This window comes from Chryseobacterium ureilyticum, from assembly GCF_900156735.1.
Taxonomy (GTDB): Bacteria; Bacteroidota; Bacteroidia; order Flavobacteriales; family Weeksellaceae; genus Chryseobacterium; species Chryseobacterium ureilyticum.
Genome location: NZ_FTOL01000013.1, coordinates 62326 through 86718 on the forward strand (window position 1 = coordinate 62326; position 24393 = coordinate 86718).

A 24393-nucleotide genomic window follows, 5' to 3' on the forward strand; every position below is an offset into this window, starting at 1 on the left:
GAGATTTATCTGCTCTTTTACAATTATTTCTTTTTTTTATTCTTATTAACAAGTTTTACAGTCATCATGATCAGAAATACAAGAACGAAAAATCCTGAAATTAATTGCCACCAGTATTCAATTGCCATAGATTTCAATATCACGGTAAAGACTACCAGAAATAAAATGAAAGTAGCAATCTCGTTCGCCTGTCTCAGTTTAATGTTTGCCGTTTCTAAGGTATTTCCATTCAAAGCCTTTAAATGAAGTACTTTTTTCCAGCACCAGTAATGATAAATGGCAAGACCGATCAGGAAAGTCAGTTTTAGATGAAACCAGCCCATCTTCATCAATCCTGGGTTTAAAAAGATCATGACCAGCCCGCAAACTGCCATGATAACACCGGCAGGAACGGTGATAATATTCCACAGCCTTCTCGCCATGAATGTATATTGTTCCCTCAAAATTTTCTTCTTTTCTTCCGAAAATTCGTCGGTATCTTTATAGTACACGAAAATTCTTACGAGGTAAAAAATCCCCGCAAAATAACTTACCATAAAAATAATGTGCAGCGCTTTGATGATGGTATACAGCATCCTAAAAATTTGTTTGCAAAGATAGCTTATTTCGGAAAAAAAGAGAATTTAATCTAAAATCTTTAGCTTCGAATAATAAAGTTTAAGGATTTTTTAGAATTTGAAAATGAATTTCATGTCAACATTAAAATTGAAACGCAGATTAGAGCCCTGCTGATTTAAATGATAATCAAAAGGAAGACCATCTCTGGGAGCATCTTCTTCTTCCCTTCCTCTCATATTATTGTAAGAAATATTCCTTTGTCTGATGCCAAAGCCTATTTTAGGCATAAAGCCAAACCATGAAGACTCTTTATGAAGCAAAATACTGTAGTTAATATTTAATCCATATTTGGTTCTTTTATAATCTGCTGAACTAAAAGAATAATAAACATCATTTTCATCATAATATTTTCCCGAAATATCTTTTCCTATTTGATTTAAATAGAAAGCTTCTGCTGATACAAAATGTTTTAATCTTGATTGTGGAGCCAGGCTGTAAAAAACTTCTGGTTTTATCTCAAAAATTCTGTTTTTTCCTTCAAAATGGTCAATACTTACGGGAGTTATTTTACTGGTTCCATATGCCAATTCGGTTCCCACCCACCATCTTTCATTTATTTTCCGCATATAGCCTATATTATAGCGTTGGTCACGAAAAGGAGCAAAAGCACTTACGGTAACTATTGATTTATAATCATTAGATTAAGCATTAATTATTTCAAAAAAACTAAAAAAGATAGAAATAAGTAAATATTTTTTCACAAAACGGTTATTAGAATGAATGTTTCAAATATATTATATTATCATCTATTCAGCAATAACATTTTTAACTGAATTCATTTAACAGATAAAAAAAATCTAACAATAGCTTTAATATTGATATATTTTTTAATATAGTTAAATTTTTAATGATTTTTATACCATATCCAATCCTCTTAATGCAACTTACCATTGAGAGATGTAAAATCTGATCTGTTCTTTCTCTATGATGGCTAATATGACAATGAATATTTTTCATAAAAAAACAGGATTTCTGTAATATCAGAAACCCTGTTTTTATTTTATAAACGTAGATTTTTTATCTTAAGAAATAACCCCTAATTCTTTTCCTACTTTTTCAAAAGCAGCAATTGCTTTATCCAAATGCTCTTTTGTATGAGCTGCAGACAACTGAACTCTGATTCTCGCTTTCCCTTTTGGTACTACAGGATAGAAGAATCCGATGACATAGATTCCTTCGTCCATTAGTTTTTCAGCCATTTTCTGAGAAAGTGGAGCGTCGTAAAGCATTACAGGAACGATAGCAGCATCACCGTCAGGAATATCAAAACCTTTAGCTTTCATTTCCGTTCTGAAATAGTCTGCATTTTCCATTACTTTATCACGTAATGTAGTATCATCAGAAATCATATCCAACACTTTCAACGCAGCACCTACAATTCCAGGAGCTAGTGAATTGGAGAATAAGTAAGGACGAGAACGTTGTCTCAGCATATCGATGATTTCTTTTTTACCGGAAGTAAAACCTCCTAAAGCACCACCAAGAGCCTTTCCTAAAGTAGACGTAATAATATCTACTCTACCCATTACCTCATTAGCTTCGTGAGTTCCACGACCTGTTTTTCCGATGAAACCTGTTGCGTGAGAATCATCCACCATTACCAGTGCATCATATTTATCCGCAAGGTCACAAACACCTTTAAGATCAGCAACGATACCATCCATAGAGAAAACTCCATCAGTTACGATAATTTTGAAACGGTGATTCTTTTCTGAAGCAGCAATTAACTGTGCTTCAAGATCAGCCATATCATTGTTTTTGTAACGGTATCTCGCCGCTTTACAAAGACGAACACCGTCAATGATAGAAGCATGGTTCAATTCATCTGAAATAATAGCATCCTCATCAGTGAATAACGGTTCAAAAACTCCTCCATTCGCATCAAAAGCAGCTGCATAAAGAATAGTATCTTCAAGACCTAAGAATTCTGCAATTTTCTTCTCTAAATCTTTGTGAATATCCTGTGTTCCGCAGATAAAACGTACAGAAGACATTCCGTAACCATGAGACTGGATCATCTCCTGAGAAGCTTTCATTACCTCCGGATGGTTTGATAATCCAAGGTAATTGTTAGCACAGAAGTTCAAAAGTTTTTTTCCATTCGCTTCTATTTCAGCACTCTGTTGAGACGTAATGATTCTTTCTCTTTTGTAAAGTCCGTCGTTCTCAATATTTTGAAGTTCGTTCTGTAAATGTTGAAGGTATTTTTCAGAAATCATTTTTAGTAATTTTTTAGATGTGCTAATTTACTAAAAAGGCAGTAAAATAAAACCTTTTATAAGCTTAATTCTAAAATTTCAGTTTTTAACATAATTAGTCTACCAATTTAGTAGGATAATATTTATATTTGTTTAAAATTTCAGAGTATGAAACTGATTCCGGTACAGAAAACAAATAAGATCAATTCAAGACAATTTCTCAATGAGCATATGAAACCACGCATTCCGATTATTCTTGAGGATTTTGTGGATCCCGAAAGTCCTGCTTTTAAAAAATGGAGCTTTGAATATTTTAAGGAAATTGCAGGAGACCAAAAAGTAAATATTTATGGTAATGAAATTGATTCACTGAACAGAGTTGCAAGCCAGCCTATCGCACAAAGTACTTTTTCAGAATATCTGGACCTTATAGATTCTACTCCTACAGAACACCGCCTTTTTTTATTTAATTTACTGACTATCAAACCGGAGCTTAAAGATGATCTTATCTATAACGATGCCACCAACGGGAAAATATTGAAATGGCTGCCTTTTATGTTTTTCGGTGGAGAAGGTTCAGCCACAAGAAATCATATTGATATTGACATGTCCCATGTTTTCATTACTCAGTTTCATGGAATTAAAAAGATCTGGCTTTTTCCATGGGAACAATCTGATCTGATGTATAAATTACCTTACAATTTCCACAGCTTACCTAATATAAAAGACTCGGATTACAGAGCCTACCCTGCTCTTCTTTATTTACAAGGATACGAAGCTGTTCTTCATCCCGGGGAAACATTATACATTCCATCCGGATGGTGGCATTATATACAGTATGAAACCGGAGGATATTCTGTTTCTGTACGGGCACTTCCTTCAAGTCTTCTTGAGAAATGGCGAGGTTTTAAAAACCTGGTGGTGACAAGAAATTTTGATAACCTTATGAGAAATCTATTTAAAGAGAAATGGTTTAATTATAAGATTAAAAAAGCCAGGGAACGCGGAGCAAAAGCGGCAAAAAAACAAAGAAGCTTTCAAATCTGAAAGCTTCTTTTAATTATTTAATGTTTAATAAACTTAATATTTTTTTCCTTCACCGTGAAGACATATGTTCCGGGAATCAATTCTGCTATTCCTATTGCTTTTCCTGGCTGATAAACAGATGTTCTTATTAACCGTCCGTCTACTCCATGAATGGAATACTCTGTAGCTTTATCAACCCCTTTAAGGTAAAGCTCATTCTTTGCAGGGTTTGGATATAAGCCAAAATGATCTTTATCTACCGTAGAAACACTCAATGTATTATCCTGAACTACCGTAGAATTTTTATGCAAAATCTGATATTCATAATTAAACTGAATGCTTGAAACCGGGAAAGGAACTGTTTCTGAAAAGTATTGATTGTTTGAAGTATTATTAAGCGCAAAATACGCAGTTTGTCCGCCAGTTCCGTTTACTTTAATAGGCAAAGGCATTTCAAAAAAGCTTACAGAAGGCATACTTTGGGTTTGGGAAACATTAAAAACCAGTTGATTTCCGGCTTGTTTCCATTTGATTGCATAGGTAGGATATCCTTCTCCATACAACCAATCATTAAAAAACTCTGTAAAATCTATTCCCGTAGACTGTAACAAAGAAGCATTAAAATCAGATGTTCTTACATAATTATAAGCCAATTCCGGTTTTCCAAGATAGTCTTTAAGTGCCTGATAAAAAGCATCATCACCAAGTTTCCATTTGATCATTCTCAATATATAACCTCCTTTAGCATAAGTCAGTCTGCTGTCGAAGATTCTATAGATATTGTTAAGCCCCGAATCAGGAACATATGTCGTACCTCCTACGCTACTTGTAATCATACTGATCTGCCCGGAAAGGTAATTCATGAATTCGGCATTGGTCATAAGCAGTTTTTCATTGGCTACATGTTCTCCAAGGGTTGCAAATCCTTCGTTCAGCCAGATATCATTCCATGCTCCACACGTTACTTTGTCTCCAAACCACTGATGCGCCAGCTCATGGGCGATAAGACTTTTTGCAAAGCCTCCCATTGATGACATGGTCTGATGTTCCATTCCGCCTCCATTCAGGTATTCCATGTGTCCGTATTTTTCATCCCGGAAAGGATATGGACCGAAATAGTTCTCGAAGACATTCATTATTTGTTTTGTCTGATCGATATTGGACATTTTCACCGGGTCAGCAGCTGTTGACGGATAAACATAATTAACAAACGGGAACGGCGGATTTCCAATCACATCATTGATCTTTGTATAGGTAGTAATCCCCAATGCTATAAGATAAGCAGGTGTAGGATACATTGTTCTCCAGAAAGTTAGTTTCTTTCCTGCCGTAATGATTTCTGACATCAGTTTACCATTTGCAGCAACATTATATTGTGAGGGAGTAGTAATTTTAAAATCAAACCTTTCAATTTTATCATTTAAACTTTGTTTGGTAGGAAACCAATCCTGAGCTCCATAAGGTTCATTTAAAGTTGAAAGTACAGGTGTACTTACGCCTGATCCCTGTGTTCCTGTTTTTACCGTACCATTTGCCGGATCAGGAGTACCGGAGTAATGAATGGTAAGTGAATCCAATGTATTGGCAGGAATAGAAGCAGGAAAGTCTATTTTAATTTCTTTGGTAGAAAGCTGCTGAAACGGGATACTATTCCCATGATACTGTACCTGTGAAACCGTGAGTACATTGGTCAGGTCAAAATAAATACTGCCCATGCTCTGATTAGGCTTAAAATGTGAGGTTACAGACCCCGAAATACTATTAAATGCAGGATCTAAACTAACATCCATTCTTTGATAGCGCAGATCATAATTAAGAGTATTGGGATTCACACTTCCAATTCCCATTCTATTGGCAAAGGACTTCATTTCCTTTTCCCTCAGTCCTTTCATTTCTATATTATGATCAGTCTTTTGGGCATAAAACTGTTGAGCAATCAATACTCCAAATATAAGTAAGTAAATTTTTCTCATATGCAGATATCTTCTATCATTCAAATATAAAAAAAACCTTTTAATCGTTGATTAAAAGGTTCTTATAATATATAAAATAAACATTTTAAAGTTCCAGAGCAGGCTCCAGAATTTTTTCCATTCTTTTCTTTACCATATCTACAGATCCGGAATAGTTATTGACCATTAAGGAAAAAACTAATGTCTTTCCGGAATTTGTTTTCAGATATCCGGCTAATGTTTTCACTTTATTCAGAGTCCCTGTTTTAGCAAAAATTTGTCCGTTTCCTTCTCCAAGGAACATTCTTTTCAATGTCCCGGATTGCCCACCAATTGGGAGAGAAGTTAAATAACATCTATAATATTTTTCTTCCATTAAAGATGTTAAGAATTTCACCTGAGAAATAGGAGTTACATTGTTACTTCTTGAAAGACCGCTTCCATCGATATAATTAAGACCTAACATATCAAAACCTGCTTCTTTTAAGTGCTCTGTAACAACTCCTCTACCTGTTTCCGAAGTCTGATCACCCAATTTCTGAAATCCTACTGTTCTCAATAATGCTTCCGCCAATGAATTATCACTACGCTGATTAGTATAGTAAACAATATCACTCAATGTTGGAGATTTATAAGCAGAGATCAATTTTCTGTTTTCAGGGGTAGCATCCGTCATTTTAGGTGTTACTTTCCCTGTTACAGGAATTCCGCTTTTCACCAAAGTAGTTCTGAAACTATTTGCTAAATAAGCAGGTGCATCAGGAAGTTTTGTTGTTAAAGTACCTTCTCCGTCATACTTTTCAGCATATACCATCTGATGCGCATAGGGTGAAACGTAGAAAAACTTCTTTTCAGTAGAGAAACCACCTTTCTTTACGATCAATTTTTCATTGGCTGGGTTTATTCCGCTGGTTGTTCCTACAGGCAGATAGTAATTATTATTTTCTAACCATACAACATTTTCCGGAAGCATTGAAATATTGCCTTTGAAAAGCGCTGTCTGAATAATAATATCACCGTTTACCTTTCTGATTCCCTCACGTGAAAGTCCTCCTATAAAATCTGAAATAATGTCTCTGTAAGACCACGCTCCTGCTTTGTTTGTTCCCAAAGACGGGTCTCCACTTCCTATTACATAAAGGTTCCCATTTAACGTACCGTTTTCATCCACTGATCCTGAATACTCCAATTGAGTCATCCAACGATAATTTTCACCCAACAGATGCAATGCCGTTTCTGTTGTCAGTAATTTTGTGGTAGAAGCCGGAACCAGTGGTGTACTCTCATTATATGAGGAAATAACCTTCTTTGTTTTCGGATCATACACAACGAATCCCCAGTTTGCATTTTTCAATACAGGGTCTGCCATCATTGTGTTTACGTTAATGTCTACAAGTTCTTTAGCCGACAACATCGTTTTTTCCACCACCGAGCTTACGGGTGAAGGAAGATTCAAACTGTTTTTCTGATTGTCGTAATTATGTGAGTAAAGAACAGTAGAAACGGTAGACTGAGCCAGGAAAAGACCGGAAGCCAACACCGCTGCACTTGAAATATATTTTCTGAAATTTACCATCTATCCTTTTTTTGTTCTATAGTTTGGAGCTTATAGAAAATGATAAGTTAAATCATTCAATAAAAGAGCCAAACACTTAATCAACGTCCAAAAGTAGAAATTATTGTCATATAAAGGACCACAGCCGCCTTATAAAAGAGTGTAAAGTTTGTTAAAAATTGTTAAAAATCGACAAAAACATCCTTTTTAATGCTTTGATAAGCAGTAATTTCGTCAAATTCTTTCAAACTTATCAAAACCATTTGCTTATACCTTTCATAGTTTTTCCCGCGGGGTAACTTAAGGAGAATTTGGAACTGATATAAATTATTAAGTCTTGCAATCTGAGCTCTTTCAGGTCCCAAAATACAGTCTTCAGGAAGATATTTTCTTAAGATAGAACCTAGAAACTGAGAAGCACGGTCTACCTTATCATCTCTTCGATGCTTCAGCTCAATCATGATAAGCTTGGTAAACGGCGGATAATGAAACTTCTGACGCTCTGTAAGGATATATTTATAGATCTTTGCAGGATTGTTCATCTTGATCAGCTGAAATACAGAATGATCAGGATTATAGGTTTGAATGAGGATTTTTCCTTTTCCGGAAACTCTTCCTGCCCTTCCGGAAACCTGCGTTATTAATTGATAAGCACGTTCTTCCGCTCTGAAATCCTGTACATATAATAAGGAATCAGCTTTTGGAATTGCCACCAGTTCAATATGGTCAAAATCAAGTCCTTTAGAAATCATTTGTGTCCCTACCACAATGTCTGTTTCTCCTTCCTCTATTTTTTCATAAAGCTTTTCGTAAGCAAATTTCTTACGCATAGAATCTACATCCATTCTATCAACTTCATTTTCAGGAAACAGCTTGGAAACTTCTTCGTGAATCTGTTCTACCCCAACTCCTCTTTCATTAAGGTTTTCGGAATTACATTTCGGGCAGGTTTTCGGTTTTGATGCTCTCTGACCGCAGTAATGACACTTCATTTCATTGGCTGCTTTGTGATAAGTCATTACAACATCACAATTGGAGCAATAATTGACATAGCCACAAGTCTCACATTCTACAACATTCGCATAACCACGTCTGTTGTGAAGAACTATTGCCTGGTTTTTATCATCAATTGTTGCTTTAATTGCATCGATAAGCCTGGTTGAAAAATTCCCTGATACATTTTTAGATTCCTGAGCTTCTTTGAAATTGATCAGTTCATATTCAGGTAAGTTCACATTCCCGAATCTTTCTTCCAGGAAAATGTATTTCATTTTATCTTTTCTGGCGCGGTAATAGCTTTCAACGGAAGGAGTTGCAGACCCCAGAATCACTCCTGTATCATACAGATTCCCCAACACCAAAGCCGCATCTCTTGCATTGAAATAAGGAGAAACGTCCCTTGGTTTATAAGCGGAATCATGTTCTTCATCCACCACAATCAATCCCAAATTCTGATAGGGTAAAAACAAAGCATTTCGTGTTCCCACAAGGACACGAATGTCGTTTTGCTTAATTCGTCGCCAAACTTCTACCCTTTCAAAATCAGTCAGTTTCTGATGATAAAAGCCTAGTTGCCTGCCGTATTTTTTTTCAAGCCTTTGAGTAATTTGTTTAGTCAAAGAAATTTCAGGAAGTAAAAACAGAACATTTTTACCATTTCTGATGCATTCTTCTATTTTTTCTAAATAAATATGAGTTTTCCCGGACGAGGTTACCCCATGAAGTAATACATTTTTTCCTTCTTGAAAAGCTTCGTCAATTTCCACTTTCGCAGTTTTCTGCTGTTCTGAAAGTTCTTCAATTTCTTCAATTTCTCCTTCATAGCTTTCAATTCGGTCTTTCTGCATGAAATATTCTTCTACAAGACCTTTGTCTGCCAATGCTTTAAAATGGGAACTTCCGAAATAGCTATCCTCAAACAGCTCAGCCTTTTTGATATGAAGATCTGGTTTTTCAGTCTGCTTCTCTAAAATAAAAAGAAACAGATCTTTCTGCTTAGGCGCTTTATTAAGTTTTAAAAGAATTTCTGTAAGATTCTGATTTCCTAAAACCTCATCATTGATCTTTACATAGGCAACTTCTTTTGCCTTATATTTTTCAGCAATTTTCTCGTCAATCTCAATATATTGAAGATCTATAAGTGAATTGATGGTTTTGATAATTTCTTTTTTGGGAATAAATGCTTCAATATCTGTAAGATTTACCAACTGTCTTACTTCCAATGCCTGAACCAGATACATTTCATTGACATCGAGGTTTTCGAAATCTATAACAATACCAGGCTTCAATTTCAGATAGGTTTCGCTTTCCAGTTTTAAAGAAGAGGGAAAAGCAAGTCTGTAAATCTCGCCCAGATTACACAAATAGTAATCAGAAAGCCAGTTCCAGAAACGAATCTGCTCTTCAGGAAGTATCGGTCTTTCATCCAAAATACTGATAATGTCTTTTGCTACAAAATTTTCCGGAGCATTATCATGAAGTTCAAATACGATTCCCGTATAAATCTTTTTCCCTCCAAATGGTACTAAAACCCGCATTCCCAACTGAATTTGAGACATCAGTTCTTCCGGAACCTTGTATGTAAAAGATCCTTTTAAATTCAGTGGTAAAACAATTTGAGCGTATTGCAAGGGAAATATTTAAAGTGTAAAATTAGATTTTTCCTGAGAGAACTGCAACTTTTGAAATATTTCGATATTCACTAAACTGAAAATTTAAAAGAAGAATTCTGTAATCTCATACCACATTGCCGATGTAAAAAATCCTACAATGATACTGACTCCAATGATAAGATTGGTCAGTTTTGTATTCAATCTGAATTGTTCTGCAATGATACTTGAAGTAACTAACGTTGGCATTGCAGCTTCAAATACTGTAATTTTAGCAACATCTCCTTTTATTCCCAATAATAAAGCCATTCCTAAAACAATTGCCGGGGCAAGAATCAGTTTATAAAGCATGGAAGCTGACATCTGGGGGATCAGTTTTTTCCATCCGTTAAATTTCAACTGTAAACCTACCGAGAATAAAGCTAAAGGGCTCACCGTAGCAGCCAATTTATCAAAAAACGGTTCTGCGATTGTAAAATCGATGAATTGTGATAATACCAAAGCTGAGATACAACCTATTAATGGTGGAAATGTGATAAGACGTTTTAAAATGAATACTGCGCTTACTTTCCCTGATTTACTGCCGCCTTTTACTGCTGCAATAATTCCCAATGTTGAAAGGGCAAAGAACATAGTTTGATCGCAAATAATTGCAATGCTTAACAATCCTTCCCCATAAAAAGCACTGATTAACGGAAACCCGATAAAGGATGTATTACTGTAACCGCTTGCCAGCTCTAATGTACTTCTGGACCGCCTTGAATAGCCACGGCTTTTACTGTAAAACATCATATAAATGAAGCAGAATACAGAGATTAAAAATGTAGCGGCAATCGGGAAAAGCATTTCCGTTGTCCATTGTACTTTGGGCAGATATTTAAATGAAACTGCCGGTAGAGCAAGATAAAGAATCCAGGTATTGATCCCCTTATGGGCATCTGGGTGGATAGATTTTGTTGCTTTGAATACCATTCCTGCAATAATGCACACTGCAATCAGAACAAAATTTACCATAATTGTAAAGAAATAATGTCCTGCAAAGTTACGGCTGATTTTTGAGGTAGGAATGGAAAATCTCTATTTTTTTGAGGATGATTTTTAATGAGAATCGTATAGCTATTTTCTGTTCATTCAACCCTTATAAGCTTTAGAAACCTATAAGGGTTAATTATTTCTGATTATTTATAACATTAATGCAGGTTAATCTCTTAATTATTAAATACATCATTCAAACTCATAACCTCAACATTTTCCAAAGCTTTGGAAAGTGTAATTCTCTTTGAAGTATTAGGTAACAGATCAAAAAAGTTATCACTGAAATGAGCATCACCAATCAGATAAATATCTTTAGCTAAAGTATCAGTTGCAACTTCAATTTCTGTTGAAGAGATCTTTTTAACAGTAATATTCGGTTTTGAAAGTTTTAACTCTTTAGGTTTCTTAAAGAAGAAAAGTTTTTCCAATGAATTTCCATCATTTTGAGAACTTATCTTTAAAACAGCTTTTGATACATCAAACTTAGACAATTCTGTTTTATTAATGCTAAAAATGTTCTCACTTGTATTGGCTTTTAAATCCTTCATTTTGCCTGACTTCCAAAGTTGTTTTCCCTGAAAATCGATCAACTCAAATTTTGCATCAATTTTTATCTCTTTCAGTAAATCACTAATAAAGTAAATATCATAGGTTTTATCAGTCTCAGCAACAGAAACCAATACTGGTTCAAAGCTTCTTTTTGCCTGATAATGGAATGCTTTCCAATTTCCGAGATAATCAATAGATGACCACGAAACTACGGGCCAGCAATCATTAAGCTGCCAATATAAGGTTCCCATATTATAAGGTTTTGCACGACGATGAGCCTCAATAGCAATCTGCATTCCTCTTGCCTGCAATAACTGGGAAACATAATTATATTTTACAAAGCTTGTAGGAATTTTATAATCCCGTTTCATGTATTCATTGATGATATCCCAACCTCTGACATGTTTTTCATGAGCTTTGATGGTTGGATTTTGTAAATCTAAATCTGATACTCCGGAAAACATTGATTTTGTTGTAGCTAAAGTAGGCATTCCCTGAAAACCATATTCAGACATGAAACGACCTACTTTTTCATTATAAATCTCAAAAGGTTGTTCTCCCCACCAAACACCCCAATAATGCGAGTCTCCCTGAGTAAGGCTTTCTTTGTGCCCCCATCCTATTGACGGAGAGCTTTCCCAATACAAATTTTTCTCCGGAGCAATGTTCTCTTTTAATGTCGTAGGAATTACATCGTGAAAAAGTTTTTTATAGTCGCTCCAAACCTGTAATGAATCTTCTTTTGAATATTTAAACTGTTTTTGGTATCCCCAATTGACAATAGCCTCGTCTATTTCATTATTTCCACACCACAAAGCTATGGATGGATGATTCTGAAGCCTGTTCACCTGATCTTTTACCTCTTCTTTTACATTATTCAGAAAATCATTGTCAGCCGGATAAAAACTTCCTGCAAACATAAAGTCCTGCCATACCATGATCCCGTTTTCATCGCAGGCTTTATAAAATTCTTCATCTTCATAAATACCTCCACCCCAGATTCTGATCATGTTCATATTAGCTTCTTTCGCTGCCTTAATTAGCTTCTGGTATTTTTCTTTGGTAATTCTTGGAGAAAAGCTGTCTGCCGGAATCCAGTTTGTACCTTTGATGTATAAGGGGTTTCCATTAACTTTAAAATAAAAGGATTTTCCTTTTTCATCTTTTTCCTGAATAAGCTCGACATTTTTCAAACCATAGGAAACATGAATATCGCGAAGGATCTGTCCTTTACTGCTATATAAAGTAATTTTAGTTCCATATCGGTCAGGTTTTCCTAATCCATTAGGTTGCCATAACTTAGGGTTCTTAATTTTATAGGGTAATGTAATGGTATTTAATCCTTTTGTAAGGTGAAAACGACGTTGTCCTCTGTTTAAATTAAACCATGTATAATATTCTCCATCTTCTTCAGCATAAACATTCATATTAAAAGAGACCTCAGCCAGAGTATCCGTCAGAGATTTCTGCTGTACCTGAATATTTTTAATTTTTGCTTTTTGCCAGAATTCAAGTTTTACATCTTTCCAGATTCCTGCCGTTACCAATCTTGGTCCCCAATCCCAACCAAATTGATACTGTGCTTTTCTTACAAAGCTCCTTGGTGATTCGGGCATGGTAAAGGGAACTTTCTTTGCCAGGTCTTTTCCAGTATTGACTGCGGATTTAAATTTTACCTGTAACAGATTACTTCCCTGTTTTATATAGTCTTTCACCGGAATTTCCCACTTTCGGAACATATTATCTGTTTTCTTCACCAGTTTTCCATTAAGATAAATCTCTGAAAATGTATCTAATCCGTTAAAAACAAGATCAATATTGGTATATGCAAATTCCTTTGGTGAAACTTCAAAATTGGTTTGATAGTCCCAATCTTCGTTTTCTACCCACTGTACTTTTTTTTCATTTTCATCTTTAAAAGGATCAGGGATAAGTTTATTGGTCATCAGATCCATATGAACCGTGCCTGGAACTTTTGCCGGCAGCCAGTTTTTATCTTTTGAATTTTTAAATTGCCAATTCGAGGAAGATAAGCTTCTTTCTGAAAATTGAGCAGAGAGTATACTTTGAATAAAAAGAAAGGCAAAAAGGAAAGTTTTATTCATCAATAAGTTTGTTATTGGATATAGTATTTTTGTCATTCTGAGGAACGAAGAAATCTCTATAATGTTTTAAGATTCTTCACTATACTCAGAATGACAAACTTAATACATAATTGTTATTTATTTTTCAATGCAACCACCTCATCAGGGTTTGCAAAAGAACCACCATCCGTGATCGCAGAAGAATGAAAATATCCAGCTTTTGTAAAGTCTCTTAGTCCTTCAATATTTGAGGAACGAAGACCTCCGCCGACAAGAATTTCTATTCTTCCATTGGAAAGATTTACCAGTTTTTGTAGATTTTCTTTTCCCTCAGATACATTAGGTTTCTGTCCGGAAGTTAGAATGGTTGTAAAGCCACATTCAATCACTTTTTCCAGAGAATCTTCCAAGTTCCCGGCTCTGTCAAATGCGCGGTGAAAAGTACAAGGAAGTGGTGATGCAAGATCTACTAAAGTCTTATTCTGCTCTACATTGACCTTATCATTTTCATCAAGGATACCAAATACAAAACCATCAACATTCAAGGATTTTAATGCTGACAAATCTGTTTTCATTTGTTCAAATTCAGTCTCTGAGTAGGTAAAGTCTCCTCCTCTTGGACGAATCATCACATACATTGGAATGTTTATTTTTTCTCTAAGCTTTTTGGTAGTTTCAAAATCAGGAGTTGTTCCTCCTTCGCTTAATCCGGCACACAGCTCTATCCTATCTGCTCCGTTTTCAAAGGCAATAAGTGCAGATTCGGGATTAAAACATGCTATTTCTATTTTTGACATGGTAGTCTTATATTTTAATTAAACTCAGGAACATCCTGTAATACATCTGCGATTAAGAATGAACCATTTTCTTTGATTACTTTTATTTTAATAGGATATACTTCTTTCATTGATTTATCGGTAAGAACCACATCAAACAGAAAATCGTTTGTATTTTCAGAAATCAACTGACATTTTGTAGTTTGTATTTTATCCCAATCCTGACCTGAAATTAGGAATCCAATGCCAACTCCGGCTTTTTTAGTATCAAATTTCCCTTTCCATTTATCATTAAATTCTTTCTCGGTAAGACTTCCATCTAAATCCATATCAACATTCATAGCATCCCCTTTGTAGTCATAATAATCGTCGGTTGTCATTTTCTGCATATTATTATCCAGATTGGAAAGACCTGAATTAAAGTAGGCTTCTATACTCTTTTCCAGCCATTTTTTCGCTTCTTCCGATTCATTAGCCTGAGGTTTCGTTTCCTGAACTACATTTTCTTTCACTTCAGTTTCCGATTGGTTTACTACAGCTTCTTTCTTCTCTTCTTTACACCCTATTATTAAAAACAGGGAAGCGATCATCATTCTTTTCATATTCTGTCTGTGAATTATTTATCTTATTTGTTGTTTTACGCAAAGGATTTTTTATCTTGATGTTATTTTTAAGGCGCAAGAAAATCTAAGATTTTCAGTTTTTAGCCACGAATGAATTTATTTGTGAATTCGTGGTGATAAAAATCTGTATATTATTTTATTGCAAATTCTGGTGTTTCAAGGCGGTTTCCTTTCTGGTCATATACTGCAAAGTTAAATCCGTCCTGAATACAGTAAGAGCCATATTCTCCTTTTTTATTAATGGCAATAAAACCTACCTGAATATCTTTCAGGTTTTTATTTCTCCTCTGATTAATCTTTACAATTCTTTCTACAGCTTCTTTACACGCTTCCTGTGGGTTTCTTCCCTGTCTCATCAATTCCACAACCAGATGCGTTCCCACGGTTCTTATAACTTCTTCACCATGTCCGGTTGCTGTAGCTGCTCCCACTTCATTGTCTACGAACAGTCCTGCACCGATAATTGGGGAATCTCCTACTCTGCCATGCATTTTAAAAGCCATTCCGCTGGTTGTACAGGCTCCGGAAAGATTTCCCTGAGCATCCAAAGCGATCATCCCAATGGTATCATGGTTTTCAATATTGGCGATAGGTTTATATTGACTGGTTTTTAACCATTCTTTCCATTCTTTTTCTGACTCCGAAGTGAGAAGATTTTCTTTTTTAAAGCCTTGTGAAAGGGCAAATTGTAACGCTCCGTCTCCTACCAACATTACGTGAGGTGTTTTTTCCATGACTGCTCTTGCTACAGAAATCGGATTTTTTATATGTTCCAGACACGCTACTGAACCGATATTGTAATTATCATCCATAATACAGGCATCCAGTGTTACTCTTCCGTCTCTGTCAGGTCTACCACCATAACCTACACTTCTTTCTTTGGGATCCAGTTCTACAAGACGAACTCCTTTTTCCACCGCATCCAGAGCTTTTCCTCCTTTTCCAAGGATTGTCCAGGCTTCTTCGTTGGCTTTTAATCCGAAATTCCAGGTCGAAAGGACTATTGGTTTATTGGTAATTTTATGATTATGATTATTTGGGGACAGATCATTTGCCATTATTTCTAACGGATTCACAGCAAGTGCCGCTGTTGCTATTCCCAATTTCTTGATAAAACTTCTTCGGTTATTGTTCATTGTATCTCAAAATTATAATACTCAACAAATCTAAAAAAAACTTCCATGAAATCCTCAAACCTGTGAAACTAATATCTGTGTACTATTTTTTTATTTATCTTTACTGCTGTAATGGATCTATATAAGACTTTCAGGAATATTGTTTTCTTTCAGGATTTATCTGATGAGGAAATTAACGTTCTGATCAAAATGAGCACCTCAAAATTTCTGCGTAAGAAGGAAAAACTGGTAGCTCCAGGACAGTCTTTCAATCATTTATTCATTCTATCCAATGGTCTGTTAAGATGTTTCTTTGATGATGAGAATGGTATTGAAACGAATCTTTTTTTACCTTCAGAAAAAGAAGCGGCAATTATGGAAAGTCCGGAATCCTACCTGAACGAAGAGGAAAAAAAGTATACCATTGAAGCCGTAATAGATTCACAGATTTTCCTATTTAATAAAAGTGAATTTGAGGAAACTGCATTCCAGTACAAAGGCATTTATACGATGTATCTGAGGTCTTTAAAACAAATCATCGGTACATTGAAAGTACGTACCGAACAGTTTTGTTCTTCATCCCCACATTTACGATACGAAGAGTTCCTGGAAAACCGTCCTTTTACCACCCAAAACGCCAACAGAAAGTACATTGCCAATTTTCTGGGCATTACTCCCAACTCTCTTTCAAGGATGACGGCACGCATTCATAAAAAAAGGAACGAAAGAAAAAAATAACTTAGGAATACTTTTTCTCACTTTATTCGGTCTATTTTTGCTTACTGAAAATACTGTTACACAAATCATTAAAAGCAAAATGAGAAAAATATCATTCACAAAACAATATTTATTATAGATTCATCTTTAATCTTCATATAGATTTAAGGTAACCGACCAGCGTTTGATGCGGTCTAGTTACCACCTTGTTTACATTCATTATTACCTTATACAATTATATTATGCAAAGAATAACCTTACTTCTCTGCCTGCTATTGTCATGCAATTTTGTTCAGGCATCCACAGGCGGAATGGAAGACAATATAGCTGATGTTGCATCGTGGCTCATTTTACTTGTTTTACCCCTTGCCGGCATTTATCTTTTCTGGAAAGTTCATATCTATCCTGAAAAAGTTGCCGAAAAAAAGAACCACCCTCAGCTTAACGCCATAAAAAGTATGTGCCTCCTTTCCCTTGTTTTTGGAGGCCTTTTATGGCCCGTTGCTCTGATCTGGGCAAACTATGACTATGACAATCAGAAGGAACCTCAGAATCTGAAGGAGATTGATGCTACTGAAGAAGAAGAACTCAACACAATTGAAAATTAATAGAAATGTTAGAATTACTTATCGCAATATATGCCGGAATATGCTGGCTGCTCATTAAAAAATTAAAATTAATTCCCTGGACGTTTACCACACAGGTTGTAGTGTATTCTCTTCCTATTTTCGGGTCCATTGCTTTAATATTAAGCCTTAACTATTATTGTCCTATCACTTCTGATGTAAAAGTAGGAAACAGAAGTGTGGATATTACCACTCAGGTTTTGGGAAAGGTAAAAAAAGTATATGTGAGTACGAATCAGGAAGTAAAAAAGGGTGATACTTTATTTGTATTGGACAGAGAACCTTATTTACAGGAAATAAAATCTCTGGAAGCTAAACTTAGCAATATGAAGGCTACCGTAACTTCATATAATACAGACATCTCTGCTTCAAGAAAAAATATTGCAGGATTACAGTCTCAGCTGGATCTTGCCAACAAAAGAGTAACTCAATATAAAGAGCTGGTGGAAGCTGGTGCGGCTAACAGGTTTGATCTTGAGCAGGCTATGACAAATGTTCAGGATCTGCAATCCCGTATCAGTGCAGCGCAATCTCAACAACAGTCTTTGGAAACAAAGTCCAATGCTTCTTATAACGGAGAAAATTCATCAGTTTCTGAAATTCAGGCAAAACTGGATCAGGCAAAATGGAATCTTTCCCAAACAGTTGTCTTGGCACCTACAGACGGGGTAATTCCTAATGTACAGTTGAATGAGGGTGCTATCATGGCGCCATTTAAATCTGCATTTGTTTTGATTCAGAAACAGCAGTCTGTGATTGGTTTTTTTGCTCAAAACGAATTGGAATCAGTGAAAAATGGCGACGAAGTTGAGCTAGCTCTTAAAACAGAACCTGGAAAAGTAGTTAAAGCCAAACTTGAATATGTAATTGATGCTACCAGCCAAGGGATTATGAATAACGCAGGAGGAATGTTGGGTGGAAACGGTTCTACAGCCGGGCTACCTGATACAGCAAGACAATTGCCCGAAACTGATGGAAAGCTTATCGCCAAGTTTGTTCTGGAAGATGATCAAAAGCAACTGACGGTAGGTGCCAGAGGTACAGCGGTTATTTATTCTGATCATATTAAACCTCTTCATCTTATCAGAAAGGTAATGGTTCGTATCAACAGTAAAATCAATTTCATTATTCCTAAACTTCATTAAGATGTATAAAAGATTAATTATACTGGGAGTACTTTCCATAGGGTTAAGCTCATGTATTGGTTACAAAGAGCCTACTAAAGAAGCTCTGGACAATTTGAAGGAAAGCAGTGAAATTGCCTCTCATGTTACGATTCCTGATGAATGGATTTTTGACAGAACAGCCAATGCAAGATCTCTTTCATATGAATGGATTTCTGGTCTTAAAACACCTCAACTGGAAACGCTGATCAAAGATGGAATGCTGTATAATGCAGATCTTGTGATTGCAAAGGAAAAGCTCAACCAGATTGAGTTGGCGATGGAAATTGCAGGAACTAATCTTTACCCAAGTGTAAGTGCGGTTGCCAACACATCCAATAATCTGGTAAGTGAAAGCCAGATTAGACGTCTTGCATTAAAAGCAAACTGGGAAATAGATCTTTGGGGAAAGAATAAATCTGCACAAATGGCGAGCACGAGTGATTATTTTTCGGCAAAACACCAGAATACTCTTCTGCATCAGTCTATTGCATCCATGATTCCAAAAGCATATTATCTAAATATTGCAGGAAATATTCAGGAAGATATGATTGAAAGCTATATCCTGAAAACCAAAGAGCTTGAAAGATTATTTTCAATTCAGAAAAAGATAGGAACAGCCAATGCAATGGATCTTTCTAATATTGCTGCGGAAATTATTTCTCTGGAGGGATATCTTGAAAAGGTAAAAAATGCAAATATTCAATCCAGAAGGTCTTTGGAACTGCTTACAGGAAAATATCCTGAGGGAAAACTTGCTACCCAGAATTTCTTTACTCCTGTAAAAAATGATATTCCTGCTTCTTTTCCATTAGAGCTTTTAGAAAACAGATCAGATATACAGGCTTACCATTTTCAGATTGAAAAAGCATTTTATGAAGTTCAGCAAGCCAATGCAGCAAGGTTACCTTCTCTTACCATCAGTTCTTCTCTTGGTACAGCCGGAAGTAATGTAGAAGCTATTAATTCTTTATTTTCCAATCCGTTACTGAAAGTAGGTGGTGGATTAGTTTCTCCGATCTTTAATAGTGGGAAACTGAAAAAGAATGTAGAGATAAAAAACTCACAACAGAAACAGGTTGTTGAGGAATACTCAAAAGCTGTACTGAATGCACTGAATGAAGTGGAATCATCACTAGCCAATCTGAATTCTGTTGAAAAACAGCTTAATTATAACCAAAAAGCTATTCAGGAGCTTAAAAATAATATTGACCTTACCCAAAAACAAATTAAGGTCGGAACGAATAACAGTTTTGTCATGATCCGAAAGCAAAGGGATCTTCTTAAAAATGAGATGAACCTTATCAATCTCGAACTTCAGGACAGAATGGAGCGCATCAATCTTTATATGGCATTGGGAGCGCAAAACTTCATTTTTTCATAATTTTGTATCTACAAAGCCTGCTGAAATAACATCAGCAGGCTTTTTTATACTATTATTTAAATATCAATGAGGTAATTTATCTCTGAAATACCCATACACCCAGGTTCCGGCAATGGCACTCAGAAGCGTAACGGATACAGCTAAAGCTCCGGTTCCGATCTGTGCAAAAAGAGGTCCGGGACAGGCTCCTGTGAGTGCCCAGCCAAAACCGAATATCAATCCTCCATAAATTTGCCCCTTACTGAATTTTTTAGGTGTAAAAGTAATAGGCTCGCCGGATATTGTTTTTATATTGAATTTCTTGATCAGCCACACGGAAATCATACCCACCAATACAGCACTCCCGATGATTCCATACATATGAAAAGACTGTAAACGGAACATCTCCTGAATTCTGAACCAACTGATTACCTCTGCTTTCACGAAAATAATCCCGAATATGATTCCTGCAATAAGATATTTCAGATTGTGATACCATTTCTGTTCAGGAATATTTTCATTGCTGCAAACAGTTTCTTCGTAATGATTTTGTTCTTTTATCATTTTGTCTGATTTTAAAATTAGGTTACAAGGAAAGAATCATAGGGAGAATAAGGTTTGCCATTATAAAACCTCCGATCATAAAGCAGATGGTTGCTATCAAAGACGGCAGTTGCAGATTGGAAAGTCCCATGATCGCATGTCCGCTGGTACATCCTCCTGCATAACGGGTTCCGAATCCTACCAGAAATCCACCCACAACCATCATGATGAATCCTCTGAGGGTAAATAAGCTCTCAAAATTCATAAGCTGAGTAGGAACAAGATTGGTATAATCTATAATTCCATAACCTGCAAGTTCGGTTTTAAGGTTGGAGTTCACAGTAATTTCGGAGGGATTAAGCATAAAATTGGCAGCAATCATTCCACCGAAGAAAATTCCGAGTACAAAAAACAGATTCCAGGCTTCTTTTTTCCAGTTATATTTAAAAAAATTGACATTGGCGGGCAGGCAGGCAGCACAGATATGTCTTAATGATGAACTGATTCCAAAAGGTTTATTCCCCATGATCAATAAGGCTGGAACGGTAAGCCCGATTAATGGACCGGCAATATACCATGCCCAGGGTTCTTTTATAATTTCTAACATATATACTTTTTAATTTTAATGATTTAAAACTTTCGTCTGACATACAAAATCACTTTTAGGAATAGCTGTGGAAGCAATAGCTTTAAATCCACCCTCAATTTCCGTAAAATTACGGTAACCTCTTGCCTGAAGAATAGCCGCAGCAATCATACTTCGGTAACCTCCGGCACAATGAAGGTAAAAATGTTCTTTTGACTGTAAGGTATGAATCCATTCATTAATATAAGCTAAAGGTTTACTGTAAGCACCGTTTACATGTTCTGCGGCATACTCACTTTCTTTTCTTACATCTATAATTTTGATGTCTTTATCTTTTATTTCGTTCTCAAATTGTTCAGCAGAAATACGGTTAACCGAATCTACCTCTTTACCGCTATTCTTCCATGCATCAAAACCTCCTTTTAAAAATCCTAAAACATGATCAAACCCTACTCTGCTTAATCTGGTCACTGCTTCTTCTTCATTACCAGGTTCAGTTACCAGAAGAATGGACTGATTTACTTCTGCAATAAGAGCGCCTACCCAGGGAGCAAAATCTCCATTCAACCCGATATTGACAGATTGCGGGATAAAGCCTTTGGCAAAATCGGTATTGTTCCTTACATCTAAAATCAAAGCTCCTGAAGCTTCCGCTATTTCCTCAAATTGTTCTGGAATAAGAGCCTGCATTCCGTTTGAAAGTACCTCATCAAAGCTGTGATAGCCATTTTTATTCATCATTACATTCATTCCAAAATAAGCGGGCGGTGGCAAAAGTCCGTCTGTCACTTCTTTAATAAAGCTTTCTTTGTCTTTTTGATTTAAAGCATAATTGGTTTTCTTCTGATTACCAAGGATATCAATGGTTTCTTTCTGCATATTTTTACCACATGCCGAGCCGGCACCATGAGCAGGATATACTGTAATGTCGTCATTTAAAGGTAAAATTTTATGATATAAACTGTAGTATAATAATCCTGCAAGCTCTTCCTGTGTCATATCCGCTGCTTTCTGAGCCAGATCCGGACGTCCTACATCTCCAAGAAACAAGGTATCTCCGCTGAATAATGCGGTTTCAGTTCCATTTTCATCAATCAAAAGGTAAGATGAGCTTTCCAATGTATGTCCCGGAGTATGAAGAACTTTAATCTGAATATTCCCTATCCTGAATATCTGATGATCTTTTGCAATAATGGCTTCAAATTCCGGATTTGCTGTGGGACCATATACGATGGGTGCTTTTGTTTTTTTGCTTAAATCAATATGACCGCTGACAAAGTCTGCATGAAAGTGGGTTTCGAAAATATATTTTAATACTACTCCATCTTTTTCCAGTCTTTCAATATAGGGTTGAGTTTCTCTTAAAGGATCAATGATGGCTGCTTCACCACCTGAAGTGATATAGTAAGCTCCCTGAGCCAGACATCCTGTATAAATCTGTTCTATTTTCATTGTACTTATTTTTTGATTTTGTTTTCTGATACAAATCTCCGGTTTCCTGCTTTCCTGTACAGCTACTTTTGTTACATAGCAGTATTTTGAAGCAAATATTTTTGTAAAAAGTTCACAGAAGGTGAAAAATAACAGATTTTCCTTACAGAAATATTTCCCGGGTAATAATGTAAATTCCCATTACCAGCACAAACCACCCAAATGCGGGTTTCAGTTTTTTACCGTCAATCTTTTTTGACAGTTGTGATCCGATTATAATTCCGGCTATGGCAATGGCAGCAATGGAAAGAAGAAGAGTCCATTCTATATTCACGTTGGTCATAGATGAAGAAAAACCGATTAAGGAATTTAAAGCAATAATTACCAGTGAGGTTCCTATTGCAGTTTTCATCGGCAATTTCAAAAGATTGACCAACGCAGGAATAATCATGAATCCACCTCCGGCGCCTACCAGCCCTGTTAAAATTCCAACAATTGTTCCTTGTCCCACAGCTAATGCAATATTACTGTGAGCTGAGCTATTTTCTGAAATCTCTGCAGAAGTTTTGCTCGTGATCATTTTATAGGAGGCAAAAATCATTAATACAGCGAAGACCAGTAGAAGGAAAATATTTTTGGTAATTGTAAAATCTTTTATGGTAAGAAGTTGCTCAGGAATTAATGGCAACAGATAGGTTGTTGTTAAAAAGATAGAAATAACTGATGGAACGCCAAAAATCAATGCTATTTTAAAATTGACTAATCCATTTTTAAAGTAAGATACTGATCCTACCGTACTGCTCACTCCCACAATAAAAAGTGAATATTCTGTTGCCAGAAAGGCATCCATTCCAAAGAGATACACCAATACCGGAACGGTAAGAATACTTCCGCCACCTCCGATCAATCCCAGAGAAATACCAATTAAAACAGATGCTGTATATCCTATTATTTCCATTTTATCATTCAATAATTCTGATTACAAAAATGGGAAGGTTTCGGAAAGGCTACAGCTACTTTTGTTACATAAGAGAATTGAGACAAATGGTTAATTATTTTTTTAAGATAAGAGTTTATTTTTAACCACCCCGTCAAAAATTCTTTGAATTTTCGCCACCCCTCCAAAGGATGGGAATTTGAGTGCCATTGATTTACTTGTAAAGTTATAATATTACCCTGTGATTGTTTTAAGGAGTGTGATTTTATTTCTGCCTAGTTTTAATCTTCCTTCTTCTTCAAGCTGTTTTAAAAGTCTTGATACAACTACTCTTGCTGTTCCCAATTCATTGGCAAGCTGCTCATGAGTAGTATTGATGGTATCAGACGCAGTAAGTTCAGCCTTTTTATTAAGAAGATTCAGTAGTCTTTCGTCTACTTTTTTAAAGGCAATAGCGTTAATGATATCCAATAATTCTTCGAATCTTTTGTGGTACAGTCTGAAAATATAGTCAAGCCATTCAGGATGTTCCTTAATGAACAGGGAGACTTTGTCTACAGGAAGAAAAAGGATCTCTGCATCTTCTTCTATTTCTGCTTTTACAATACTCTTTTCATTATGCATTCCACCCAGGAAAGACATGATGCAGCTTTCTCCGGCTTTGATATAATACAAAAGGATTTCCCGTCCGTCTTCTTCAGTTCTTATGACTTTCAGCATTCCTTTCATAACAATAGGAATAGAACGTATAGAAGCATTTTCGTCTAAAATAATATCTCCTTCGTGATAGTTTTTAGTAATTCCGTATTGATATAATTTTTCAACCAGTTCCGGTGAAGAGGAAAATTCTGAAGAAAGTATGGTCTCCTGCATATTGTAAAATTATC

21 protein-coding genes are annotated in these 24393 nt (G+C 35.8%); 5 read left to right on the plus strand and 16 right to left on the minus strand.

Annotated elements, in window-relative coordinates; genetic code table 11:
- Positions 1 to 23: 23 nt before the first annotated feature.
- From BW983_RS22335 to kbl, 3 genes are all read right to left on the minus strand, one after another.
- The gene (locus BW983_RS22335) at positions 24 to 575 is read right to left on the minus strand and encodes a CopD family protein (RefSeq protein ID WP_076553973.1); all 552 of its coding nucleotides are present in this window, start codon (positions 573 to 575) and stop codon (positions 24 to 26) included.
- Between the two features lie 93 nt (positions 576 to 668).
- On the minus strand, positions 669 to 1184 hold the full coding sequence (locus tag BW983_RS22340) for a hypothetical protein (protein ID WP_076553974.1): 516 nt from the start codon (positions 1182 to 1184) through the stop codon (positions 669 to 671).
- Between the two features lie 456 nt (positions 1185 to 1640).
- Positions 1641 to 2837, minus strand: coding sequence for a glycine C-acetyltransferase (kbl, locus tag BW983_RS22345; RefSeq protein WP_076553975.1), 1197 nt, complete (start codon positions 2835 to 2837; stop codon positions 1641 to 1643).
- 147 nt (positions 2838 to 2984) lie between these two features.
- On the opposite strand from kbl, the gene BW983_RS22350 reads away from it, so the two are divergent.
- The gene (locus BW983_RS22350; protein ID WP_076553976.1) at positions 2985 to 3863 is read left to right on the plus strand and encodes a cupin-like domain-containing protein; all 879 of its coding nucleotides are present in this window, start codon (positions 2985 to 2987) and stop codon (positions 3861 to 3863) included.
- Between the two features lie 17 nt (positions 3864 to 3880).
- Here BW983_RS22350 and BW983_RS22355 read toward each other — a convergent pair whose 3' ends face one another.
- From BW983_RS22355 to BW983_RS22390, 8 genes are all read right to left on the minus strand, one after another.
- Positions 3881 to 5815 (minus strand): M1 family metallopeptidase, encoded by a 1935-nt coding sequence (locus BW983_RS22355; protein ID WP_076553977.1) that lies wholly within the window; start codon positions 5813 to 5815, stop codon positions 3881 to 3883.
- An 85-nt stretch (positions 5816 to 5900) separates the two neighbouring features.
- Complete coding sequence (dacB, locus tag BW983_RS22360) at positions 5901 to 7370, minus strand: D-alanyl-D-alanine carboxypeptidase/D-alanyl-D-alanine endopeptidase (protein WP_076553978.1); 1470 nt, start codon at positions 7368 to 7370, stop codon at positions 5901 to 5903.
- Positions 7371 to 7531: 161 nt separating this feature from the next.
- Entirely contained in the window at positions 7532 to 9979 is a 2448-nt protein-coding gene (priA, locus tag BW983_RS22365; RefSeq protein ID WP_076553979.1) for a replication restart helicase PriA, read from the minus strand.
- An 84-nt stretch (positions 9980 to 10063) separates the two neighbouring features.
- Positions 10064 to 10972, minus strand: a complete 909-nt coding sequence (locus BW983_RS22370; protein WP_076553980.1) for an AEC family transporter — start codon at positions 10970 to 10972, stop codon at positions 10064 to 10066.
- A gap of 194 nt (positions 10973 to 11166) precedes the next feature.
- Entirely contained in the window at positions 11167 to 13647 is a 2481-nt protein-coding gene (locus tag BW983_RS22375; RefSeq protein WP_076553981.1) for a beta-mannosidase, read from the minus strand.
- A gap of 113 nt (positions 13648 to 13760) precedes the next feature.
- A complete protein-coding gene (locus BW983_RS22380; RefSeq protein WP_076553982.1) occupies positions 13761 to 14423 on the minus strand; it encodes a copper homeostasis protein CutC in 663 nt (220 codons plus the stop codon).
- A gap of 14 nt (positions 14424 to 14437) precedes the next feature.
- Positions 14438 to 15004: a hypothetical protein gene (locus BW983_RS22385; RefSeq protein WP_076553983.1), complete on the minus strand. Its 567-nt coding sequence runs from the start codon at positions 15002 to 15004 to the stop codon at positions 14438 to 14440.
- A 152-nt stretch (positions 15005 to 15156) separates the two neighbouring features.
- Positions 15157 to 16161: an isoaspartyl peptidase/L-asparaginase family protein gene (locus BW983_RS22390; RefSeq protein WP_076553984.1), complete on the minus strand. Its 1005-nt coding sequence runs from the start codon at positions 16159 to 16161 to the stop codon at positions 15157 to 15159.
- A 111-nt stretch (positions 16162 to 16272) separates the two neighbouring features.
- Here BW983_RS22390 and BW983_RS22395 point away from each other — a divergent pair, with 111 nt between their 5' ends.
- The 4 genes from BW983_RS22395 to BW983_RS22410 all read left to right on the plus strand — a co-directional run bounded on the left by BW983_RS22395 (position 16273) and on the right by BW983_RS22410 (position 20030).
- The gene (locus tag BW983_RS22395; RefSeq protein ID WP_228409068.1) at positions 16273 to 16878 is read left to right on the plus strand and encodes a Crp/Fnr family transcriptional regulator; all 606 of its coding nucleotides are present in this window, start codon (positions 16273 to 16275) and stop codon (positions 16876 to 16878) included.
- A 221-nt stretch (positions 16879 to 17099) separates the two neighbouring features.
- Positions 17100 to 17465, plus strand: coding sequence for a DUF3302 domain-containing protein (locus BW983_RS22400; protein WP_076553985.1), 366 nt, complete (start codon positions 17100 to 17102; stop codon positions 17463 to 17465).
- A 5-nt stretch (positions 17466 to 17470) separates the two neighbouring features.
- Positions 17471 to 18628 carry an HlyD family secretion protein gene (locus BW983_RS22405; protein ID WP_065393797.1) on the plus strand — a complete coding sequence of 386 codons (1158 nt, stop codon included), beginning with the start codon at positions 17471 to 17473 and terminating at the stop codon, positions 18626 to 18628.
- Position 18629: 1 nt separating this feature from the next.
- Positions 18630 to 20030: a TolC family protein gene (locus tag BW983_RS22410; protein ID WP_076553986.1), complete on the plus strand. Its 1401-nt coding sequence runs from the start codon at positions 18630 to 18632 to the stop codon at positions 20028 to 20030.
- 63 nt (positions 20031 to 20093) lie between these two features.
- Here BW983_RS22410 and BW983_RS22415 read toward each other — a convergent pair whose 3' ends face one another.
- From BW983_RS22415 to BW983_RS22435, 5 genes are all read right to left on the minus strand, one after another.
- Positions 20094 to 20573 carry a DUF6691 family protein gene (locus tag BW983_RS22415; RefSeq protein WP_076553987.1) on the minus strand — a complete coding sequence of 160 codons (480 nt, stop codon included), beginning with the start codon at positions 20571 to 20573 and terminating at the stop codon, positions 20094 to 20096.
- 22 nt (positions 20574 to 20595) lie between these two features.
- Positions 20596 to 21159 carry a YeeE/YedE family protein gene (locus BW983_RS22420; RefSeq protein ID WP_076553988.1) on the minus strand — a complete coding sequence of 188 codons (564 nt, stop codon included), beginning with the start codon at positions 21157 to 21159 and terminating at the stop codon, positions 20596 to 20598.
- A 15-nt stretch (positions 21160 to 21174) separates the two neighbouring features.
- Positions 21175 to 22590 (minus strand): MBL fold metallo-hydrolase, encoded by a 1416-nt coding sequence (locus BW983_RS22425; RefSeq protein WP_076553989.1) that lies wholly within the window; start codon positions 22588 to 22590, stop codon positions 21175 to 21177.
- A gap of 142 nt (positions 22591 to 22732) precedes the next feature.
- A complete protein-coding gene (locus BW983_RS22430) occupies positions 22733 to 23527 on the minus strand; it encodes a sulfite exporter TauE/SafE family protein (protein ID WP_076553990.1) in 795 nt (264 codons plus the stop codon).
- 213 nt (positions 23528 to 23740) lie between these two features.
- Positions 23741 to 24379 (minus strand): Crp/Fnr family transcriptional regulator, encoded by a 639-nt coding sequence (locus tag BW983_RS22435; protein ID WP_076553991.1) that lies wholly within the window; start codon positions 24377 to 24379, stop codon positions 23741 to 23743.
- Between the last annotated feature and the right edge of the window lie 14 nt (positions 24380 to 24393).

Bases quoted from the DNA above. Each gene is read 5' to 3' on its own strand.
- BW983_RS22335 (WP_076553973.1), bottom strand. From the start codon at position 575: ATGCTGTATACCATCATCAAAGCGCTGCACATTATTTTTATGGTAAGT.
- BW983_RS22340 (WP_076553974.1), bottom strand. From the start codon at position 1,184: ATGCGGAAAATAAATGAAAGATGGTGGGTGGGAACCGAATTGGCATAT.
- kbl (WP_076553975.1), bottom strand. From the start codon at position 2,837: ATGATTTCTGAAAAATACCTTCAACATTTACAGAACGAACTTCAAAAT.
- BW983_RS22350 (WP_076553976.1), top strand. From the start codon at position 2,985: ATGAAACTGATTCCGGTACAGAAAACAAATAAGATCAATTCAAGACAA.
- BW983_RS22355 (WP_076553977.1), bottom strand. From the start codon at position 5,815: ATGAGAAAAATTTACTTACTTATATTTGGAGTATTGATTGCTCAACAG.
- dacB (WP_076553978.1), bottom strand. From the start codon at position 7,370: ATGGTAAATTTCAGAAAATATATTTCAAGTGCAGCGGTGTTGGCTTCC.
- BW983_RS22370 (WP_076553980.1), bottom strand. From the start codon at position 10,972: ATGGTAAATTTTGTTCTGATTGCAGTGTGCATTATTGCAGGAATGGTA.
- BW983_RS22375 (WP_076553981.1), bottom strand. From the start codon at position 13,647: ATGAATAAAACTTTCCTTTTTGCCTTTCTTTTTATTCAAAGTATACTC.
- BW983_RS22380 (WP_076553982.1), bottom strand. From the start codon at position 14,423: ATGTCAAAAATAGAAATAGCATGTTTTAATCCCGAATCTGCACTTATT.
- BW983_RS22385 (WP_076553983.1), bottom strand. From the start codon at position 15,004: ATGAAAAGAATGATGATCGCTTCCCTGTTTTTAATAATAGGGTGTAAA.
- BW983_RS22390 (WP_076553984.1), bottom strand. From the start codon at position 16,161: ATGAACAATAACCGAAGAAGTTTTATCAAGAAATTGGGAATAGCAACA.
- BW983_RS22395 (WP_228409068.1), top strand. From the start codon at position 16,273: ATGGATCTATATAAGACTTTCAGGAATATTGTTTTCTTTCAGGATTTA.
- BW983_RS22400 (WP_076553985.1), top strand. From the start codon at position 17,100: ATGCAAAGAATAACCTTACTTCTCTGCCTGCTATTGTCATGCAATTTT.
- BW983_RS22405 (WP_065393797.1), top strand. From the start codon at position 17,471: ATGTTAGAATTACTTATCGCAATATATGCCGGAATATGCTGGCTGCTC.
- BW983_RS22410 (WP_076553986.1), top strand. From the start codon at position 18,630: ATGTATAAAAGATTAATTATACTGGGAGTACTTTCCATAGGGTTAAGC.
- BW983_RS22415 (WP_076553987.1), bottom strand. From the start codon at position 20,573: ATGATAAAAGAACAAAATCATTACGAAGAAACTGTTTGCAGCAATGAA.
- BW983_RS22420 (WP_076553988.1), bottom strand. From the start codon at position 21,159: ATGTTAGAAATTATAAAAGAACCCTGGGCATGGTATATTGCCGGTCCA.
- BW983_RS22425 (WP_076553989.1), bottom strand. From the start codon at position 22,590: ATGAAAATAGAACAGATTTATACAGGATGTCTGGCTCAGGGAGCTTAC.
- BW983_RS22430 (WP_076553990.1), bottom strand. From the start codon at position 23,527: ATGGAAATAATAGGATATACAGCATCTGTTTTAATTGGTATTTCTCTG.
- BW983_RS22435 (WP_076553991.1), bottom strand. From the start codon at position 24,379: ATGCAGGAGACCATACTTTCTTCAGAATTTTCCTCTTCACCGGAACTG.